Here is an 18,862-nt window from a genome sequence, read left to right as displayed (position 1 = left end):
TTAAATTTAAATGTATGATTGATTGGGGGAAGAAGGTTATGATAAAAAGATATAGCATTTTCGTTGTAGTCATGCTGTTTCTTGCTAATGCTATTAACTATTTGGACCGCTCGGCTTTTTCGGTAGCCGTACCGTATATTAAAAAGTCATTAGACATTAATGCAGCCGAGTTAGGTATCATAATGAGTGTCTTTTTTGTAGGGTATGCAATTTTCAATTTCATTGGCGGGTATTTATCTGATAAATACGGTCCAAGAAAAATATTTGCCGGGTCAATGACACTTTGGTCGATCTTTTGCGGATTAACGATTACGGCGTTTAACTTTGTTTCACTTTTTGTTATTCGATTATTATTCGGGTTTGGAGAAGGACCTCTTGCTGCAACAACGAATAAAACAGTAAACAATTGGGTGCCAAAGGAAAAACGTGCCCGGGCGACTGGTATTGCTTTTTCAGGTTCTCCTTTAGGCGGAGCGATTGCGGGGCCAATTGTCGGTTTTATCGCAATTCTTTGGAATTGGAAAATTTCCTTTATTGTTATTACTCTGATTGGGATTATTTGGGCTATTGTTTGGTATAAATTCATTAAGGACAAGCCGCGAGATCTTCCTAATGTTTCGGAAGAAGAATTAAAAGACTATGAACCGGAAACTGAAATGGCAGCGGTTTCGAAAAAATCAGCGAAAACGCCGTTGACGTTTTACTTGAAGCAGCCAACGATTTTATGTACGGCGATCGCCTTTTTTGCTTATAACTTTATTCTTTACTTTTTTACAACATGGTTCCCAGGTTATCTTTCAATGGAAAGACATTTAAATATTGAAAGTATGAGCATCGCCACATCCGTTCCATGGATTGTTGGATTTTTTGGTTTAGTGCTTAGCGGAACAATCTCAGATTTTATTTATAAAAAGACAGGTAAACTTTTGTTTTCTCGAAAGGTTATCCTTGTAAGCGGTTTATTATGTTCGGCTGTTTGTATCGGCTTAACCGGACTTGCAAAAACAGCGGTTAGTGCTGTTATTCTAATGGCATTAGGCATCTTCTTTATGTATATCACAGGCGCACTCTATTGGGCGGTTATTTCAGATACTGTCGAAGCTGATAAGGTTGGCGGTGCAAGCGGTTTTGTTCATACGTTAGCTAACATTTCCGGGATTATCGCGCCAAGTGTCACAGGTTTTATTGTACAATTCACAGGTTCATTTACGAGCGCCTTTTTACTCGCTGGTGCTCTGGCTCTTATCGGTGCCGTTTGTGTTTGGATATTTGTTAAACCCTTTAAAGTAAAAAACAATAAACAACATGTCGCTTAAGATTTATAATTGGAGGAATAATAATGAAAGCCATTCAAGTAGTAAAACCAGGACAAATAGAAATCATTGAAAAGGACATGCCGGAAATTAAACGCGGCAACGAGGTTTTAGTAAAAGTGCGTATGGTCGGGATATGCGGTTCGGATATGCATATTTATCATGGAACGAACCCAATGGCTACCTATCCAAGAATTATCGGTCATGAAGTGGCCGGAGAAATTGTTGAAATAGGGGCAGATGTTAAGAATGTAGCTCCGGGAGATAAGATTGTGTTAGAACCCATTCAAACTTGCGGCGAATGTTATGCGTGCAGGAAAGGCAGAAATAATGTATGCGAAAAATTAAATGTCTATGGTGTTCATATTGACGGAGGATACCAGGAATATCTTGTTCTTCCTGAAAATAATGTTCACAAGGTAAGCGGGCAATTGGATTGGCAAGAGGCAGTTTTAGTTGAACCATTTACTATTGGCGCACAGGCTAACTGGAGAGGGGACGTCAGAGAAGGAGATATTGTCTTCATCATGGGAGCCGGGCCTATTGGTTTAAGTGTTTTAAAGATTGCTAAATTGAAAGGCGCCGTTTGCATTATTTCTGACTTAAGTGATGATAAGCTTGCTTATGCGAAAGAACAAGGCGCTGACTATGTTATCAATGCTATGAAAGATGATGTAAAAGAAGAGATTAATAGAATCACAGGCGGTTACGGTGCCAATGTTACGATTGATGCAGTTTGTACCACCAAAACATTTGAAGACTGTATCGCATTAACTTCCGCGGCGGGACGTGTCGTAACGCTTGGCTTTAATGAAGAGCCGTCACAAATCCCGCAGCTTCCGATCACCGGAAAGGAATTAACAATCGTTGGCTCGCGGTTGCAATCAAATAAATTTCCGGAAGTGATTGCATTATTTAATGAAGGGAAAATTCAAGCGGGATCATTCGTCACTCATCAATTCCGCCTGGAAGACATTCACAAAGCCATCGAACAAATCGAAACGGAACCGGACAAAGTCAGAAAAGTAGTATTAGAAGTTAATTAACAGTTTGTTCACGGGGTCAAACCCCGTGAACGTGTGGATAATGTGGATATTATAAATCAATGATGAGATACAAAGGCTATTGGAGGAATCAACTGTGGAAATGGTATTTAGATGGTACGGCGAGGGAAATGACAGCGTCAGCCTTGATCAGATTAAGCAAATTCCCGGCGTTAAAGGCATCGTTTGGGCGTTGCATGATGTTCCGGCTGGGGAAGAATGGCCAATGGATAAAATTCTTGAAGTCAAAAAGCAAGCTGATGAATATGGATTCAATATTGATGTCGTTGAGAGTGTCAACGTTCATGAAGATATCAAGCTTGGACTGCCAACAAGAGACAAATATATCGAAAACTATAAAAAAACGATTGAAAAGTTAGCGAAAGCCGGTGTTAAAGTCATCTGTTATAACTTCATGCCGGTGTTTGATTGGACAAGGACCGATTTATACAAAGAACATGAAGACGGCTCAACGGCTCTTTTCTATGAAAAGGCAAAAGTTGAAAATCTCGACCCGATGGATTTGGTTCATGAAATTGCTGACAATCCAAAATTTACAATGCCCGGTTGGGAACCAGACAGATTAAAAGACCTTTCCAAACTATTTGAAGCTTACAAGCATGTCACAGAGGAAGATCTATGGAATAACTTGAAGTATTTCTTAGAACAAATTATTCCGGTTGCTGAAGTTAATGACATTAAGATGGCCATCCATCCGGACGATCCGCCTTGGACGATTTTTGGGCTGCCGCGCATTATAACCAACAAGGAAAACATTAGAAGATTTCTAGATCTTGTTGATAGCCCGTACAATGGCATTACGCTTTGCAGCGGTTCTCTCGGCGCCAATCCTAATAATGATGCAGCAGACATGGTTAGAACTTTTGCTGACAGAATTCCTTTCGGTCATATAAGGAATGTAAAAATCTTCGAAAATGGAGATTTTATCGAAACATCACATAGAACAACAGACGGATCAGTTGATATTTATGATATTGTCAAAGCTTATCATGAAAACAATTTTACCGGTTATATCAGACCGGATCACGGCAGACATATTTGGGGGGAAGAATGCCGGCCTGGTTACGGACTGTATGATAGAGCGCTTGGCATTATGTATCTATTAGGCATTTGGGATTCCTTAGAAAGGCAGGAGAAATAACATGTTAAGTCTAAATGAAAATTTAAAAGGTAAAGTGGCCGTTATTACAGGCGGCAGCGGTGTCCTATGCAGTGCTATGGCAAAGGAGCTTGCAAGACAGGGTGTTAAAGTCGCTGTTTTAAACCGTCATCTTGAAAAAGGGGAAAAGGTTGTCGAGGAAATTGAACAATCCGGGGGCGAGGCAATTGCCGTTGCTTGTGATGTAACCGACAGCGAAAGTGTTAAAGCGGCGGAAAAAAACGTTAGTGAAAAATTCGGCAGTTGTGATATATTGATAAATGGAGCAGGCGGCAACCATCCAAAAGGTTCAACAACCAATGAAACTTTTAACGCAGAAGACCTTGAAGATAACGATATTACGTCTTTCTTTGATTTAGATGAAAAAGGATTTGGACATGTCTTTGATTTAAACATTCTTGGAACGCTGATCCCGACTCAAGTTTTCACTAAGAAAATGATTAATAAACAAGGCGCAATTGTTATCAACATGTCGTCGATGAGTGCGCCAAGCCCGATGACGAAAGTCCCTGCTTACAGCGCTGCTAAAGCGGCAGTGACCAATTTCACTCAATGGTTAGCTGTCCATATGGCGGACGCGGGCATTCGTGTCAATGCGCTGGCTCCAGGATTCTTTTTAACTGAACAAAATAAAAGGCTTTTAACAAATGAAGATGGTTCGTTAACAGAGAGATCACATAAAATCATCTCACACACGCCAATGCGCAGATTTGGTAAACCGGAGGATCTTCTGGGAACGTTGTTATGGTTGGTTGATGAGAACATGTCAGGTTTCGTTACAGGTGTAACAATCCCTGTTGACGGCGGATTTATGGCTTACTCTGGTGTTTAATTTTTTTCAATAATGTTTATATCTAAGCAAAGACAATGTTCTTATAATTTAAGAAATATGAAAGGAGGCTTTTTTTATGCAACCTGAAGTTATAACATTTGGTGAATCCATGGGACTGTTTATGCCGACAGGCCAAAAGGGAATCGCAAATTCATCACAATTCGAAAAGTCTTTTGGCGGGGCGGAAACTAATCTTGCCATTGGTATATCCCGTCTTGGGCATCAAGTCGGCTGGTTTGGGCATCTCGGCGATGAACCGATCGGTCATTATATTTTTAAAGTGCTTCGCGGCGAAGGTATTGACGTCTCTGAAGTAAAGTTTCACGAGGATGCGAATACTGGATTTATGATACGGGAATTTATCTCCGGGAAATCTTCCGTTTATTATTACCGGAAAAATTCAGCTGCATCTCTTATGAAACCGGAAGATCTCAATGAATCGTACATTAAAAATGCAAAAATTTTACATGTCACTGGCATTACGCCGGCACTAAGCGACTCATGCCGTGAAACGGTTGCTAAAGCTATTGATATCGCTAAATCCCACGGAGTCAAAGTTTGTTTTGACCCTAATCTTCGTCTTAAACTTTGGGATATTGAGCAAGCGCGACCGGTTTTATTGGACTTTGCACAAAAAGCTGATATCTTTTTACCGGGGCTTGATGAACTGGAATTGTTATATGAAACTGATGATTTTAATACAATTTTAAATCATTTAAAAGAACTCCCTTGTCCTTCGATAATAAAGGGCGGAGATAACAAGACATATGTTTTTCAAGACGGCAATTTAACAAGCGTACCTTATTTTAAAATCGATCAAATTGTTGATACAGTCGGAGCGGGCGATGGATTCTGCGCCGGTTTTATTACTGGGCTTTTAGAAAATAAAACTCTTGAAGAATCAGTAAAACTTGGCAATTTAATTGGCTCAATGGTTATTCAATCTCACGGGGATTGGGAAGCGCTGCCGACTAAGAGACAAGTTGAACAAGCCCTTGGCATAACCAATCATATAGAAAGATAAGGGGACTGGAATCATGAAAAAGCTAAAGTTAATTCAGAATATAGTTGACGCAGGGGTTGTTGCCGTTATCCGCGGAGATTCCGCAGAAGAGGTTATTGAAATAGCAAGACATGCCATTCTTGGCGGTATTAAAGTCATTGAAATTACTCTGACTGTCCCTAAAGCTTTAAAAGCTATTGAAACGTTATCAGATGAATTCCAAAGTGATGACTTAACTGCTGATAATTATGCAATTATTGGTGCCGGGACGGTTCTTGACCCTGAAACGGCCAGAGCTGCCATCCTTAATGGTGCAGAATTTATCGTTTCACCAAACCTTAATGAAGAAACGGTAAAGTTATGTAACCGGTATCGTGTACCTGTCATGCCTGGGGCAATGACCATCCAAGATATGCAAAGCGCATTGGAATTAGGTGTCGACATCATTAAACTATTCCCGGGAAATGCTTTCTCTCCAAGTATGATTAAAGCAGTTAAAGGACCGCTTCCGCAAGTGAATATTATGCCGACCGGAGGCGTGTCATTAGATAACCTCCATGAATGGATAAAAGCAGGGGCAGCAGCTGTTGGTATTGGTTCCGATTTAACAAAAGGACTGGGTGAAAGTAAAGATTACCAAGTCATAACTGAAAAGGCCAGGCAATATATGAATGCCTATCATGAAGCAAAGCAGCAGTAATTATTATTAAAAGCGAGGGACAACCCTCGCTTTTATATTTCACCCAGCTCCGGTACCTGCTCATTGTTAGTTTCAGACATGAAAGCTGGATTTTTCTCTATGTTATACACTTTCTTACTTTTAATTAAGTATCTCTTCAATAAAGTGCTTTTTGTCATAAATAAATAAGTGGGAGGGTGCTTCTTAAGCTTTGAAATAGAAACTTTTGAGGTTGATAATAAATGGATTGGCAAAAAGGCCATGTATTTAAATGCTTTGTAACATTTACTTGAGATTTCAACTTTGACAAAACCTAATTTTTCGCTCCCATTGTTTAACATCGTAATTCCTACAATACCTTTAATGTTTTCTCTAAGCGGATGCTCATATATAAATTCTGCCACACCCGGCATAGACTGCTTGGTTAGTTTGTATAGGTGAAGAATCCTTTGAATATCATTTTTAAATGCACGCATTTCCTTCAACAATTGAGCGTTGTGCAGGTGAATTTTAATAAGCAGGTCATTCTTTTTGATTTTAGTCCCATCGGAAAAGGTTACATCACGCCCTTTATATCGGGTTAATTTTACCCTGAAAATATTATCGCTGGTTCTCCCGTTTTTCCCGATATCATTTAAATGTGAAAATGAATAATAAATCGGATCAACAAAATTCCACAGAGTCAATACCAACCGCCTTACCCACATGAGCATACTTCTCCTTTACTTTTCATCAAAAATCTATAATGGCTATTTTTAAAATAAGTATAAGTTAATGATAACATACCCGAAAAAGGGGAAAATATATCCTGCAGCATCAAGGGAAACGATGGTAATACAATTGTATGTATAAAGGTTCGTGAAGGCTCATTCCTTTTTTATAAGGCGTTACTTATTGACTATTGTTTTCTATTTTATTGTTGAATCCTTCAATGATTTGATGTGCTCCTTATCAGCATTTTCAAAAGCATTAGCCGTTTTATTAAGAACTTCTTTCATATTAAATAAAATAGAAGTAATATGATCAAAAGATACAGTCGTTCTCCCAATTGGCAAATGGGCAACTGCAGCATTGACCCGTCGGCTGATATTTTGTACTGCGCTGTTTTCAATTTCTATTTTACCAGCCGCTTCCTTTAAATGGGCGGGAATAATTTTCAAATTGTCCATGTTTCGTCATCCTTGCTCGCATCTTTTCTTGTCTGATATGCTCAGCCATTATTCTTAGTTCCCTGCTTTTGTTATGTAAATATTCGATTTGCTGGCTAATCGTGCTGATCAGCCGCTTATGATATTCAATAAATACCTGCTTTTCTGATGTTTGCCAGTCATCTAAAGAGGAAACGGTAAAATGAACCCTTTGGTCAACAACCCGAAGTTCATCAATATTTTGTTCTAATATTCTTGCCGCGTCTTCATATTCCTCAGGATTTAGATATTCTAACTTCAAAATTTCACCATCCTTTTTGAACCCGGGTTATATTACAAATAACCTAATCGAAAGGGTTGGTTTTCAATTGATTTTGTAAACAATTTAATTAAAATTTAACCGAAATTTAAGAAATAGTTGGGTTTTTATGTATAATTATACACGAAAAGAATAGTGTGATAATGGCATAGCACAATTTTGATTCTAAAGTCCCGGACAAAAAATACAAAGCGAGTTACAGTAAAGAAAACTTGGCTGGTGCCAATTTATGCTTTCCTAACGTACAAAAAAAACCCGATTGTTATAACAACCGGGGGAAATCTAGTTTTGTTTCTTTACAACAATAACTTTAGATATTCTTTTAATAAGACATTCCTCGAGATCATCTTGGGAAATCAAACCTAAAGTTAATGCAGCATCAATTTTTTCTTTATCAGGTTTTTTTACTGTTTGGATGCAATCCGACAAATTTAAATCTTCAAGTTTTTTTACCGTTTTAACTTCATTGAACTTTTCCGATTTCCGTATTTGCCGCTGTACTTTTAAATCACCAAATTCTGACTCGCCTTTGGCATTCTCACCAAGTACATTGTCAAAATATAGATTAAAGGTCTTTTTAAGTTCTGAGAGCTCGTCCTCGATTTCTTTTGCTTTTAAATTAAGTTCATGAAATCTTCTAACCATTTTTTCGGTGATTTGGACATCACTTGTATTGGGCAAGGTCAATCCCCCATCCATTTGAATATTTATTTCATGCTTATGATGAACCGGGGACAAATATGATTTTAGTTATCAGAAAAAACGGGATGCCCCCTGTAATACGAAATCACTTTAAGGACATCCCGAAATAAGGGAGCAATTTAATAAAGTTGTCAATTGTCATTTTCCTATAAAATTCTGCAGGAGTTTTATAGGAAAATTGGTTAGTACTTTTCTTATTAAGAATTATTAATAAGATAGTATATTTTATTAACATACTCGAGAACAGGTTCGTGGTAAATCATTCCAAACGATGGGTTCCTTTTTAATATAAATGAATATTATCCTTATCATTAAAAGCATATAAACGACATAAGTGGGAAAATCATATCATTTAAAAAACAGAAGAAAATTCACTTTCAGCTACACTTTTTCTTATTTTTTTCTTACAATAAAATTAATTAACTTTTAAGAGATACATAGTGAACTAATAAGTTTAGGAGTAGAATAGTATGGATTATCGAATTCAAGCGACACAGCAGACACCAGCTTATATTATTTATTTACTGGACATCAGCGCATCGATGAACCAATTAATGGATGCCGGGGGAGAGCAAAAGAGGCGGATGGATGTTGTGACAACAGCACTGAATTCTGCCATTCGCCAAATGGTTTTTAGATCAACTAAAGGCAGCAGATTAAGTCCTCGATATAAAATATCAATTTTGGCATACAGCGATCATGTGTTTGATGTTCTCGGAGGCGTTAAAAGTATTGATGAAGTCGCCAGAATGAAACCGCTTGAGAATATTCAAACGCAGCGTTTAACGGATACAGCAAAGGCCTTTACAGCTGCGGAGAAAATTCTGCGTCAAGAACTTCCGCAATTACAAAATTGCCCGGCACCATTAATTTGTCATATGACCGATGGGGCTTTTACAGGAGAAGATCCTGAACCGGTTGTTAAGCGAATAATGGAGTTAAAGGTCCCTGACGGTCATGTGTTAATTGAAAACATCTTTATTTCAGATGAAATATTAGCAAGTCCGATCGACAATCCGAAAAAATGGCCGGGTATTATGCCTGAAACCGAACTGGATGAAGCGTATGGCATGAAATTAAAAAGGCTCTCAAGCCCATTGCCGGAGAGCTATCGGGAAATGATGATTGAAACTGGATATAAAATTGAACCAGGTGCATTGATGATGCTTCCGGGAACGAATGGCGATTTAGTTTCGCTGGGATTTCAGATGTCCGCAGCCACACCTGTCAGATAAAGGAGTGAAGATATGTATGTTTTCGTTTTTATGTGATCAAAGGTCTGAAACACCAATTAAGCGCTTATATGAAGATCCATTTTCTTGTCTGTACGGTTACGCCAGATCTAATGAAACGCAGCAGCATAATGATGTTGGACAAGATTACTTGATTTTTAAAATAGACGAACGTTCATGCTCATTTGTGCTTTGTGATGGTGTCAGTTTATCTTTTTGCGGAGATATTGCTGCGAAATTTTTATCACATAAACTCATGGATTGGTTAAAACGCTTCCAGTTAAAAGATCTGCAACAAAAAGACATGATGAAGCAGCGTTTGGAAACTTATCTTAATGAAATTGTTGATGAAGCAACCGATTTGGTTGAAAAACAGCCGTTGCCCCGGTCTATGCCTGTTCTGCTAAGGGATGTATTAGAGGAAAAAAGAAAACAAGGCAGTGAAGCTATGTTTGTTTGCGGCAGAGTGGATATGATTAGCCCGATGACTAATGAAGCTAATATTTTTCTGGCTTGGTGCGGTGATTCCCGTATTCGTCTATGGGAAAAGGAGGAAGAAATAACCTCAATACTCAGGCATGATTTAAATGACAAGCAGCGTTGGTCAACAAAAAGAGGCTTGGTAAACGGTGATGTTCAGACCTTTGTATCTTCTGATGTTGACAGGCTCATTGATCGTTTGGCTGTATACTCCGACGGATTTCATATTATTGATCAGTTTAAGGAAATACCTTCTATAGAATTTCTTCCTTATTATATGTCAAAATCGTTGGATTCACCGGCAAGTGATGATATTTCTTATTTAGACCTTTTGTGGTAAATGATGTTTTTGGGAAGGGATGTGATTATCCTTGGAATCTATTATTGTAACGTTTATTCATCATGATAGAGAAATAGACTTATTTTTGCCCAACCATATTGATAGTCAATCTATTGTTATCGCTTTAAATGAATGGCTTGGTCATGAGTATAACTGGTCCAACGGCGTTCACGATTTGGAATATTCGTTTGATCTTAAACATTGGTTCCGTTTGGAAAAACAACAAACCTTTGAAAAGGCCGGAATTTGGGACGGTGCCTTTATAAGGTTAAGTAAAGATGCTGTTTCTGCTTTACAAACTGAAAAGGACTTTGAAAAGCATGGTTTGACTTATCAGGATGATAAAGCCAACCATGACTATCAAGATGATACAGGACATGTATGGAAAATCATTGATTAATGAGGGATGATAAATGCGAAAATCACCATATTTTAAGCGATCGCCCCGGCTGAAGCTGACATTGCCGACGGGAAAGATCATCGTTCATAATCCGAAAAGGGAGCCAATGGCGCCGAAATTTAGTTTTGAAACGATGGTCATTCCCATTTTTTTAACGATCGCAACAGTGCTCATTATGTATTATTTATCAAAGACGCTATTTAAAAGCGGCTATTATGCGTTATTTATGATGGCGATGAGCATTCCGATGTTAGGTTCATACATTGCAACAATCGGCATGTTCTTCAGAAAGAAAAAAGTACATAAAAAGGAAGTCGCCAAACTTCAAAATGAATATCTTCAGCAAATTGACCGCCAGCGGGGGGAAGTTGAAGAGATTCGTGATAACCAGGTTAATTTCTTACGTGAAATGAATCCGAATCCGGATGAATGTGTGCAAAGAATTCATGAACGTGACAGTGCTTTATGGGAGCGGACCCCTAATACAGAAGACTTTCTCAACCTCCGTATTGGGCTTGGTACAAGGCCTTTTCAAATTAATATTCGTGTACCGGATCAGGATGGCTACGACATTAATCCCCTTATTGCCGAAGCGCAGAAACTTGAATCCGATTACCGTTACTTGACAAATGTTCCTGTGTCAATTCCCTTAAAGGAAAAAAGGGTTGTCGGACTCGTCGGTGAAAGAAAGGATATCCTTGAACTGGCCCGCGTGCTGACCTTGCAGCTCGTTACCCATCATTCTCCTGAGGAAGTGAAATTAGTCACAGCTTACGGGGAACAGGAAAAAGAAGATTGGAACTGGATGAGATGGCTGCCGCATATTTGGGATGAAAGCCGTGAATCACGTTTTATTGCCGAAGGGGACGCAATGGCCCGCAAGTTATTTGAAAAGCTGTACAGCACATTAAATATCCGTAAGCTTGAAAAGGGAGAAAGAAAAGCAAAAAAATCGAATATCCCGGAGTACATATTCTTTTTACCGAATTTATCCATGCTTGAAGATGACGGGATTTTACCGCTTATTCTTAATCAGGGGGAAACTGTTGGGGCCTGTACATTCTTAATGGCACCGAAAAAAGAGGCTTTGCCAATGGAATGTGAACTGATTATTGAAGTTCAAGACGGGGTTGCTCAATTATATGAGACTTTTTCAACGGATGATGAAGTGAATTTTACAGGATTAGAAAAAGTAGCCCTTGATCATTTTTCGTTAGTTGAAGCCAGGGCCATGGCGAGAGAAATTGCGCCTTTAAGAGTAAAGCAATCAATCGCCGGCGTTATACCAAAGGTGTTGACTTTCTTAGATATGTATCATGTTAATCATGTTGAGGAGCTGGATGTTGTTTCAAAATGGAATAAGAACCGTTATCCTATGACACTGCCTGTTCCAATCGGTGTTCGTGAAGGAAGAAAAGAAGTGACGCTAAATATTCACGATAAAATTGAAAAGAAAGGCCAGGGTCCGCACGGCTTGATGGCAGGGACAACCGGTTCGGGTAAGAGTGAAGTCATTCAATCGTTAATATTGTCTCTTGCCGTGAATTATCATCCGCACGAAATGGCTTTTATGCTTATTGACTATAAGGGCGGGGGAATGTCAAATACATTCCAAGGGCTTCCTCACGTTGTCGCAACCATTACCAACCTTGAAGACCCCCATTTAATCAGCCGGGCAAAAACGTCTCTAAGAGCGGAATTAGAGAGAAGACAGAAACTCTTTAACATGGCTGGCAATATTCAGCACATTGACGAGTATTTCCAATCGGATTGGCGCAAAAAAGAACCGCTGCCTCATCTATTTATTATTATTGACGAGTTTGCGCAATTAAAGAAAGATGAAGCGGAATTCATGGATGAATTGATCAGTATTGCAGCAATCGGCCGTACATTAGGTGTGCATTTATTATTAGCAACGCAGAAGCCGGCAGGTGTCGTCGATGAAAAAATATGGAGTAACTCACGTTTCCGTATTTGCCTGCGCGTACAGGACGACAATGACAGCCGCGAAATGATTCAAATCCCGAATGCCTCAAGGATCAATGTCCCCGGACGCGCTTATTTTCAAGTAGGGAATAATGAGGTGCTTGAATATTTTCAATCAGCTTGGAGCGGCGCTGATTATAAGCCAAAAGAAGAAACTGAATCTGAAGAAATTATGATAGCTGAAGTGAGTCTCAATGGTTCAGTGACTAGGAAACAAAAAATTGACACATCTGATGAATCTAATCAAAAGCAAATTCAGGTACTGATTGATTACATCAAGGGAGAGGCGGAAAAACATAATATTCAGCCGTTGCCAGGCCCATGGCAAGATCCTCTTCCAGAGCAGTTGCCCCTTTCAAAGATCGTTGCTTTAAAAGATTGGACGCCGGTCAGATGGGAAGAGGAAACAGATTGGTTAGAACCTCATGCCGGTATGATTGATGATGTTAAAAATCAGGCTCAATACCCGTTAAAGCTTGATTTAAATGAAGGGCATCTCATCATTTATGGTATGCCGGGCTCAGGCAAGACAACATTTATACAATCAATATTAATGTCCCTTTTCATTAATCATGCGCCAAAGGATTTGCATGTTTACATTATTGATTTCAGCCGGCAAATGAGAGAGTTTGCTAAATTTCCTCAAGTTGGCGGCGTAGTGCACGAAGATGAAACAGAAAAAATGCAACGGCTGTTAAAGTTTTTCCTAAAAGAACTTGGAAGACGTAAAGAATTGTTCGCAAATGCGGGTGTCGGCTCGTTAAAAACATATAGAAGTGTATCAGGTGAGAAAATGCCTGCGCTTGTTTTGATTATTGACGGTTATCAAAGGTTTAAAACAACCTTTCAACTCGAAAATGAACAGCTTGAAATACTGCTCAGGGAAGGCGCATCTTACGGGTTAATCGTATTAGTAACTGTCAATCAAACAAATGATATATTTGAACGCTACCGCAGTAATTTTGCTTTAGCAGTTTCATTTGAGCTTGCTGATCATACAGATTATTATTACGCTGTCGGCCGCCCGAATATCGCAACAGCGAATTTACCTGAAGGCCGCGGCTTTATCAAAGGGCAAAATCCGCCCCAAGTATTTCAGGCCATGCTCCCGTATGACGGTGTGAACGAACTTGAAAGAACCGCATTCATAAGAAAATGGTCTGAAAAAATGCAGGAAGGTTGGGACGGCGAACCTGCAAAAGAAATTGCTATGCTTCCAAAAGAAATAAGTTTGGAGCAGCTATTTAGCCAATTCCCGCCGGAAGAAACGAGAGAGCTGTCATACGGTCTGGATGTGGAAAATCTTGAATGCCAATCGATTCTATTAGATGATGTTGACCATGTCTTTGTGACAGGACGAGTAGAGTCAGGAAAGACATCCTTGTTGCAGACATTGGTTCTGTCCATGTCTTATCAATATTCTCCTGATGACATTGATCTATATTTTATAGAGTTAGAGCCAAAATTAAAAGGGCTTATGACACTGGCTAAACTGCCTCATGTCAAAGGCTGTGCGAGTGATCTGTCCCAAGCTAAAGAACTCATAGCCAAACTGACTCAAATTGTTGACGAACGAAAGCAGTCTCATATCGGTTTTTCCATGATGGGATCTGATGACGGAGAAGAAACCTATACACCGCTCGTCATTGTGATAGATGATGTTGATAATCTTATGCAGCAAATGAATATGGATTTTGAAATGAAGGATAATCTTGATAAATTGACGAAGCAAGCACGCCTTAAAAATATACACTTTATACTTGCAGGGACACTGGCAAGTATGAATACCAGCGATGCATGGTTTATGAACATCAAGAAAAAATACGTCGGCTTCCTGCTTGGTTCAACATTAAATAATGATTTGTACTTCTTTAATATGCGGCTTCCGCACTCGGAAACTGACAAAGAATTGCCTGCCGGTGACGGATATATGATTAAAGGCAAAGAGGTTAAAGTAAAAATCGCCAAACCATTCGGTCATCCAGATTCAAGAAATAGATGGCTTAATAGAATTTATGAAAAATATCCTGCCACCGTAAAAGAACGTTAATCGTGTGATAAAAGCCCTAATTTAAATGAATGTTTAAATTTTTGTTAAGCGAAAGGTCTTTGATCAGGGGTCTTTATACCTAATTTCGAGATTGGCTGTATCAAAGTATAGTACCCCACCCTATGAATATATAAACTTGTAAGTTATTTCATAGAAAATCACCATTTAATCATAGTCCTATAGGCTCATAAATTAGGTAAGTTATTCACAATGAGGAAAAAGTGTTATATATTGGACTGGTAAAGGAAACTTGGCAGGTACAAGCCTAATGGCGGAGATTAGATAATGGGGTACTCCTGCGCCGTTGTATATTCGAGAAGAATTTCCAATTCTCTTCGCATAGCTGCTAGAAATATTTTTAAGCAGCTGCTTTACTGCCAGCTTATGATTTCCTGCGTAAAAGAAAAAATCGAGGGAGATGATTTTCATGTCAATGAGAATTCTCGTTACTCCAGAAGAACTTGATGGTATTGCCCAACAATTCAAAAATGGCGCTGAAAACGGCCGTCAACAAACACAACACCTTTACCAAGCCCTTCAATCCCTGGACGGAAAATGGGACGGTAACACAAAACAACGCTTCTTCAATCAATTCAATGAATCACGCCAACACATGGAAGCATATGTCCAACTTCTTGAATCAATTGATCAAGAACTTCGCGCCATTGCCAACCGCTTCCGTACAGCGGATGCTCAGTAATATTGCTGAAGAAGTTCATTCCGTACAAAAGACTAGTCATTGTTTACTGACTGGTCTTTTGTAATGTTAATTCAAATAAGGGTATATAAAATGATAGTAAATATAGTAATAAAATTTCTTGCATCATTATCATTAAAATCTGTAAAAAGGATAATCTTTATTCTTTATTTATTTCTTGTAATATATGAGAATTGTGATATCTGGTTTTTTGAATCAATTGATCTAACATCAAAGATTCTTAGTTCACTAGCATCAATTTTTATAATAGCGTTTGTTATTTCAATTCTATATAAAATGATCAAAATTTATAAGGAAAACGTGGGAAAAGAGGATATATTAAAAGAGAAAAAAAAAGGAACCGAATCTGGTACGACAAAGATCATTTATAAAATCTTTGGATCTCCGTACGAATCAAAAGCATTTCGATTCTATTATTGGTTTGCGGTTGTGGTATATCTGCTAGCTATCTTTATTTTTCTTTTACAATTTTTAATTTTAGCTTTTATTGATTTAAGTCAAGCATACAAGCCTTTACTTTCAGCTGTTTGTGGAGGTATCGCGTTTCCATTTTTATTCCGGTTCGTCTACGGAGCCAATACAAAAATGTACGATAAATCAAAGAAAATTAAGGGCAAGTAATTGATAAATTTAATAGATTCCCATAGTAACATCTACGTCAATATTAACCTATAACCTCTTTGTATTACATAGTTAAAAAGAACGAATATTGGGCCTATTCTTTCTTAAAAATTCGATAATATTTTTATAAGTTTTATGAATAGAGGTCAATGAAATGAGCTTTCAACCAGAAGTTGGAGACACAATTAACCTATTTGGAAAACGATACATATTTACTAAGCACCCTGCAGTTGTTGGTCTCGACATGCCTTACGGTCAAGAAGGCAGGCAGGGAACTGTTTATCAGCTGGAGACCTCCGGTGGGGCGTCCAATCGTTATATTGCCTTAAAAGTTTTCCGAAACCGTTTTAAAAATGAACAACAATTAGACATAGCAAATAACATTGAAAAATATGCTGTAAAACCTGGCCTGTCAGCTTGCCGCAGGTCAGTTATAGAGCCGGGCAATCACCGGAAGCTTTTAAAACAGCACGAGGATTTACAATTTGCTTTAATCATGCCATGGATAGATGGGCCGACATGGTCGGATGTTCTTTTAGATGAACAGACGCTTACTAAAGACAATAGTCTTTATATCGCCTGCTGTTTTGCCTTTGTTTTGAAAGAGATGGAAGCTTCACAGCTTGCGCATTGCGATTTATCATCAAGCAATGTGATGATTCCGTTCCTCAGCAAAAAAAGGGCATTACAGCCTTTTTCCGATATAGAACTGATCGACGTCGAAGAGCTTTACGCCCCTGAATTGACAAGACCACAAGCGCTTCCAGGAGGTTCACCGGGTTATGCTGCAAAATACGTCAGGGATGGTGTCTGGAATCAGCAGGCAGACAGATTTTCCGGAGCTGTTCTCTTATGTGAAATGATGACATGGCATCTTGAAGATATTCGCAAACATAAAGCAGAGGATATTAGTTATTTTCAACCGGATGAGCTTCAAGAAAATACAGAAAGATACCGTGCCATGTTAAAGGCTTTAAGGCAAACGCTTGGAAAAGGTGCAGAAAAATTATTAAAACAAGCATGGAACAGTACTAAGCTTGAAGATTGTCCATCCTTTTCCGAATGGTGGGACCTTTTCCCAAAAGAAATTAGAGAAAAAGTTTTGACACATGAATCTTCTTTATTAGAAGAGAAAGAGAAACATAAAAATTCATTATCTATCAAATTAGAATCTTTACTGAAAATTGCTTCAGCCTTTGAAGGCATGGGAAATAAACAAGCAGCACAACGGGAGTATAAATATATTACCCGTACCTTCCCAAAGTCGAAAAATGTTGTTGAAGAAATAGAGTTAATGCTGGAAAGTGCCGCCGCAACGCTTGAATCTGAAGAACCCGAGTTGAAAGATTACCTTAAAGGCGCCAGTCATTTTGAGAAAATAGGAGAATTGGAGACAGCCGTATTATTCTATGAACGGGCCAAACAGCTCCCGCAATTAGACTTTGCAACAAAAGAAGAACTCGATATTATTCAAGACAATCTTCAAGAAAAAGTCAATGAACAAAACCGGCAAGACTCCACAGAAGAAACGCTGGAAAAAATATTAAGAGAGAAGAAAGAGCAGGAAAAATCCCGTTCAGATTTCAAACCATTGCCAAGACAACCTATAGATGAAGGACCAAGCTTTTTTGAGACATTTAAGGCGTTTGCAATTAAAAGGTGGTATCTGCTGCTGGCAAGTTTTGTCATCCTAATTGGTATTATAGCAATGATATGGGGCATTCATTATTCAAATGAGAAAAAGTGGGAGAAATTGATTGATCAAGGGACGAACGCCTTTAATGTTCAAGAATATGATCAGGCAGCCCAATATATCTCGAAGGCTATTGATCAAAAGCCGACACAAGATCTTTATACCAAACTGGCAACCATTTATATCAGTCAAGGAAAATATGACGAGGCCATACAGTACTTAAATGATCTATTCCAAAATAAGAAGTTATCTAAGAATAATCAAGAGGCCTATTACTTAATAGGGCGTTCTTATTTCCTAATGAAAGATTATACGAATGCTATTCAATATTATGAGAAGGCAAGAAAAGCGAAGAAAAGCATTTACCAGCAAGATGTTATCAGGGATCTGGTCATTAGTTATGCAAACAATCAAGATTATCAAAAGTCTAATGCGCTTGTCGGTCAATTAAAGGGAAATAGTCAAACATCAAAGGCATTTGTTGAAAATCTAAAAGGCGAGCTTTATGAACTGCAGGGGAAAGATGATGCAGCTATCAACCAATATAAACTTGCTGTTGATCTAGAGGGTGACAACGAACGTTACGTTGAAAATTTGGTTGATATGTATATTAAGGTAAATAAAACCGATGCCATTGATGATAAGACAAAGGTTAACACGTATCAACAAGCCATATCATTAATGAACAATCTTCTTAAAAATGACTTTTCTAATATTGAGTATTTAAGCCGTCTTGGCCAGCTCTATTATGATTTCGGCCTTTATTATGAGGATAAAAAGAATCCAAATAGCAAAAATCTATTTCAACAATCACTGTCATCCTATAACCAAATTGTAGACTTGGGAATTAAAAATAAAAATATCCTTCTTAACATTAGCATTTTATATGAAAAGCTTAACCAAAAAGATAAAGCTGATAAAAGCTATCAAAAAGTGATTCATACCTACCCGGATTTTGGTCATGCGTACTTTACTTATGGCTTATTTAAATTAGAAAAACACAAATATAAAGACGCAGCAAAACTATTTAAAAAAGTCATTGACTTAAACCAAAATGCATCGGAAGTATCAATTGCCAAAAGCCGTATTAAAGAAATGAAAGATAAAAAATTACTTAAATAAG

17 protein-coding genes are annotated in these 18,862 nt (G+C 38.3%); 13 read left to right on the top strand and 4 right to left on the bottom strand.

Features of this window, described 5'->3' with window-relative positions:
• Nucleotides 1-38 precede the first annotated feature (38 nt).
• The 6 genes from ACFQRG_RS09275 to ACFQRG_RS09250 all read left to right on the top strand — a co-directional run bounded on the left by ACFQRG_RS09275 (nucleotide 39) and on the right by ACFQRG_RS09250 (nucleotide 6,071).
• Nucleotides 39-1,316, top strand: a complete 1,278-nt coding sequence (locus ACFQRG_RS09275; protein ID WP_380965639.1) for an MFS transporter — start codon at nucleotides 39-41, stop codon at nucleotides 1,314-1,316.
• Between the two features lie 23 nt (nucleotides 1,317-1,339).
• Entirely contained in the window at nucleotides 1,340-2,359 is a 1,020-nt protein-coding gene (locus ACFQRG_RS09270; RefSeq protein ID WP_380965608.1) for a zinc-binding alcohol dehydrogenase family protein, read from the top strand.
• A gap of 94 nt (nucleotides 2,360-2,453) precedes the next feature.
• Nucleotides 2,454-3,518, top strand: a complete 1,065-nt coding sequence (gene uxuA, locus ACFQRG_RS09265) for a mannonate dehydratase (protein ID WP_380965607.1) — start codon at nucleotides 2,454-2,456, stop codon at nucleotides 3,516-3,518.
• A 1-nt stretch (nucleotide 3,519) separates the two neighbouring features.
• The gene (locus tag ACFQRG_RS09260) at nucleotides 3,520-4,368 is read left to right on the top strand and encodes an SDR family oxidoreductase (protein ID WP_380965606.1); all 849 of its coding nucleotides are present in this window, start codon (nucleotides 3,520-3,522) and stop codon (nucleotides 4,366-4,368) included.
• A 76-nt stretch (nucleotides 4,369-4,444) separates the two neighbouring features.
• Nucleotides 4,445-5,392, top strand: a complete 948-nt coding sequence (locus ACFQRG_RS09255; protein ID WP_380965604.1) for a sugar kinase — start codon at nucleotides 4,445-4,447, stop codon at nucleotides 5,390-5,392.
• A 13-nt stretch (nucleotides 5,393-5,405) separates the two neighbouring features.
• Nucleotides 5,406-6,071 (top strand): bifunctional 2-keto-4-hydroxyglutarate aldolase/2-keto-3-deoxy-6-phosphogluconate aldolase, encoded by a 666-nt coding sequence (locus ACFQRG_RS09250; RefSeq protein ID WP_380965603.1) that lies wholly within the window; start codon nucleotides 5,406-5,408, stop codon nucleotides 6,069-6,071.
• A gap of 32 nt (nucleotides 6,072-6,103) precedes the next feature.
• On the opposite strand, the gene ACFQRG_RS09245 is transcribed toward ACFQRG_RS09250, so the two are convergent.
• The 4 genes from ACFQRG_RS09245 to ACFQRG_RS09230 all read right to left on the bottom strand — a co-directional run bounded on the left by ACFQRG_RS09245 (nucleotide 6,104) and on the right by ACFQRG_RS09230 (nucleotide 8,198).
• Nucleotides 6,104-6,736: a YkoP family protein gene (locus tag ACFQRG_RS09245; RefSeq protein ID WP_380965602.1), complete on the bottom strand. Its 633-nt coding sequence runs from the start codon at nucleotides 6,734-6,736 to the stop codon at nucleotides 6,104-6,106.
• 222 nt (nucleotides 6,737-6,958) lie between these two features.
• The gene (locus ACFQRG_RS09240) at nucleotides 6,959-7,219 is read right to left on the bottom strand and encodes a hypothetical protein (protein ID WP_380965601.1); all 261 of its coding nucleotides are present in this window, start codon (nucleotides 7,217-7,219) and stop codon (nucleotides 6,959-6,961) included.
• Nucleotides 7,170-7,499: a hypothetical protein gene (locus ACFQRG_RS09235; RefSeq protein ID WP_380965600.1), complete on the bottom strand. Its 330-nt coding sequence runs from the start codon at nucleotides 7,497-7,499 to the stop codon at nucleotides 7,170-7,172. The genes ACFQRG_RS09240 and ACFQRG_RS09235 overlap by 50 nt, the downstream gene beginning before the upstream one ends.
• A gap of 300 nt (nucleotides 7,500-7,799) precedes the next feature.
• On the bottom strand, nucleotides 7,800-8,198 hold the full coding sequence (locus ACFQRG_RS09230; RefSeq protein ID WP_380965599.1) for a hypothetical protein: 399 nt from the start codon (nucleotides 8,196-8,198) through the stop codon (nucleotides 7,800-7,802).
• A 491-nt stretch (nucleotides 8,199-8,689) separates the two neighbouring features.
• Between ACFQRG_RS09230 and ACFQRG_RS09225 the strand changes: the two genes are divergently transcribed.
• The 7 genes from ACFQRG_RS09225 (at nucleotide 8,690) to ACFQRG_RS09195 (ending at nucleotide 18,861) form a co-directional block, all read left to right on the top strand.
• Nucleotides 8,690-9,454 (top strand): vWA domain-containing protein, encoded by a 765-nt coding sequence (locus ACFQRG_RS09225; RefSeq protein ID WP_380965598.1) that lies wholly within the window; start codon nucleotides 8,690-8,692, stop codon nucleotides 9,452-9,454.
• Nucleotides 9,455-9,470: 16 nt separating this feature from the next.
• Complete coding sequence (locus ACFQRG_RS09220; protein ID WP_380965596.1) at nucleotides 9,471-10,271, top strand: hypothetical protein; 801 nt, start codon at nucleotides 9,471-9,473, stop codon at nucleotides 10,269-10,271.
• A gap of 31 nt (nucleotides 10,272-10,302) precedes the next feature.
• Entirely contained in the window at nucleotides 10,303-10,671 is a 369-nt protein-coding gene (locus ACFQRG_RS09215; protein WP_380965595.1) for a hypothetical protein, read from the top strand.
• Between the two features lie 13 nt (nucleotides 10,672-10,684).
• Nucleotides 10,685-14,707, top strand: a complete 4,023-nt coding sequence (gene essC, locus ACFQRG_RS09210) for a type VII secretion protein EssC (protein ID WP_380965594.1) — start codon at nucleotides 10,685-10,687, stop codon at nucleotides 14,705-14,707.
• Between the two features lie 427 nt (nucleotides 14,708-15,134).
• The gene (locus ACFQRG_RS09205; RefSeq protein ID WP_205001924.1) at nucleotides 15,135-15,407 is read left to right on the top strand and encodes a WXG100 family type VII secretion target; all 273 of its coding nucleotides are present in this window, start codon (nucleotides 15,135-15,137) and stop codon (nucleotides 15,405-15,407) included.
• 318 nt (nucleotides 15,408-15,725) lie between these two features.
• Nucleotides 15,726-16,046 (top strand): hypothetical protein, encoded by a 321-nt coding sequence (locus tag ACFQRG_RS09200; RefSeq protein WP_380965592.1) that lies wholly within the window; start codon nucleotides 15,726-15,728, stop codon nucleotides 16,044-16,046.
• Between the two features lie 154 nt (nucleotides 16,047-16,200).
• Nucleotides 16,201-18,861 (top strand): tetratricopeptide repeat protein, encoded by a 2,661-nt coding sequence (locus ACFQRG_RS09195; protein WP_380965591.1) that lies wholly within the window; start codon nucleotides 16,201-16,203, stop codon nucleotides 18,859-18,861.
• The last annotated feature ends 1 nt before the right edge of the window (nucleotide 18,862 follow it).

It is taken from the genome of Scopulibacillus cellulosilyticus, assembly GCF_042665295.1.
Lineage (GTDB): Bacteria > Bacillota > Bacilli > Bacillales > Sporolactobacillaceae > Scopulibacillus_A > Scopulibacillus_A cellulosilyticus.
The sequence above is the reverse complement of the archived record's forward strand: the minus strand, read 5'-3'. Positions and strand labels throughout refer to the sequence as shown.

Coding starts and splice junctions, on each gene's coding strand:
- ACFQRG_RS09275 (WP_380965639.1), top strand. CDS start 39: ATGATAAAAAGATATAGCATTTTCGTTGTAGTCATGCTGTTTCTTGCT.
- ACFQRG_RS09270 (WP_380965608.1), top strand. CDS start 1,340: ATGAAAGCCATTCAAGTAGTAAAACCAGGACAAATAGAAATCATTGAA.
- ACFQRG_RS09260 (WP_380965606.1), top strand. CDS start 3,520: ATGTTAAGTCTAAATGAAAATTTAAAAGGTAAAGTGGCCGTTATTACA.
- ACFQRG_RS09255 (WP_380965604.1), top strand. CDS start 4,445: ATGCAACCTGAAGTTATAACATTTGGTGAATCCATGGGACTGTTTATG.
- ACFQRG_RS09250 (WP_380965603.1), top strand. CDS start 5,406: ATGAAAAAGCTAAAGTTAATTCAGAATATAGTTGACGCAGGGGTTGTT.
- ACFQRG_RS09240 (WP_380965601.1), bottom strand. CDS start 7,219: ATGGACAATTTGAAAATTATTCCCGCCCATTTAAAGGAAGCGGCTGGT.
- ACFQRG_RS09225 (WP_380965598.1), top strand. CDS start 8,690: ATGGATTATCGAATTCAAGCGACACAGCAGACACCAGCTTATATTATT.
- ACFQRG_RS09220 (WP_380965596.1), top strand. CDS start 9,471: ATGTTTTCGTTTTTATGTGATCAAAGGTCTGAAACACCAATTAAGCGC.
- essC (WP_380965594.1), top strand. CDS start 10,685: ATGCGAAAATCACCATATTTTAAGCGATCGCCCCGGCTGAAGCTGACA.
- ACFQRG_RS09205 (WP_205001924.1), top strand. CDS start 15,135: ATGTCAATGAGAATTCTCGTTACTCCAGAAGAACTTGATGGTATTGCC.
- ACFQRG_RS09195 (WP_380965591.1), top strand. CDS start 16,201: ATGAGCTTTCAACCAGAAGTTGGAGACACAATTAACCTATTTGGAAAA.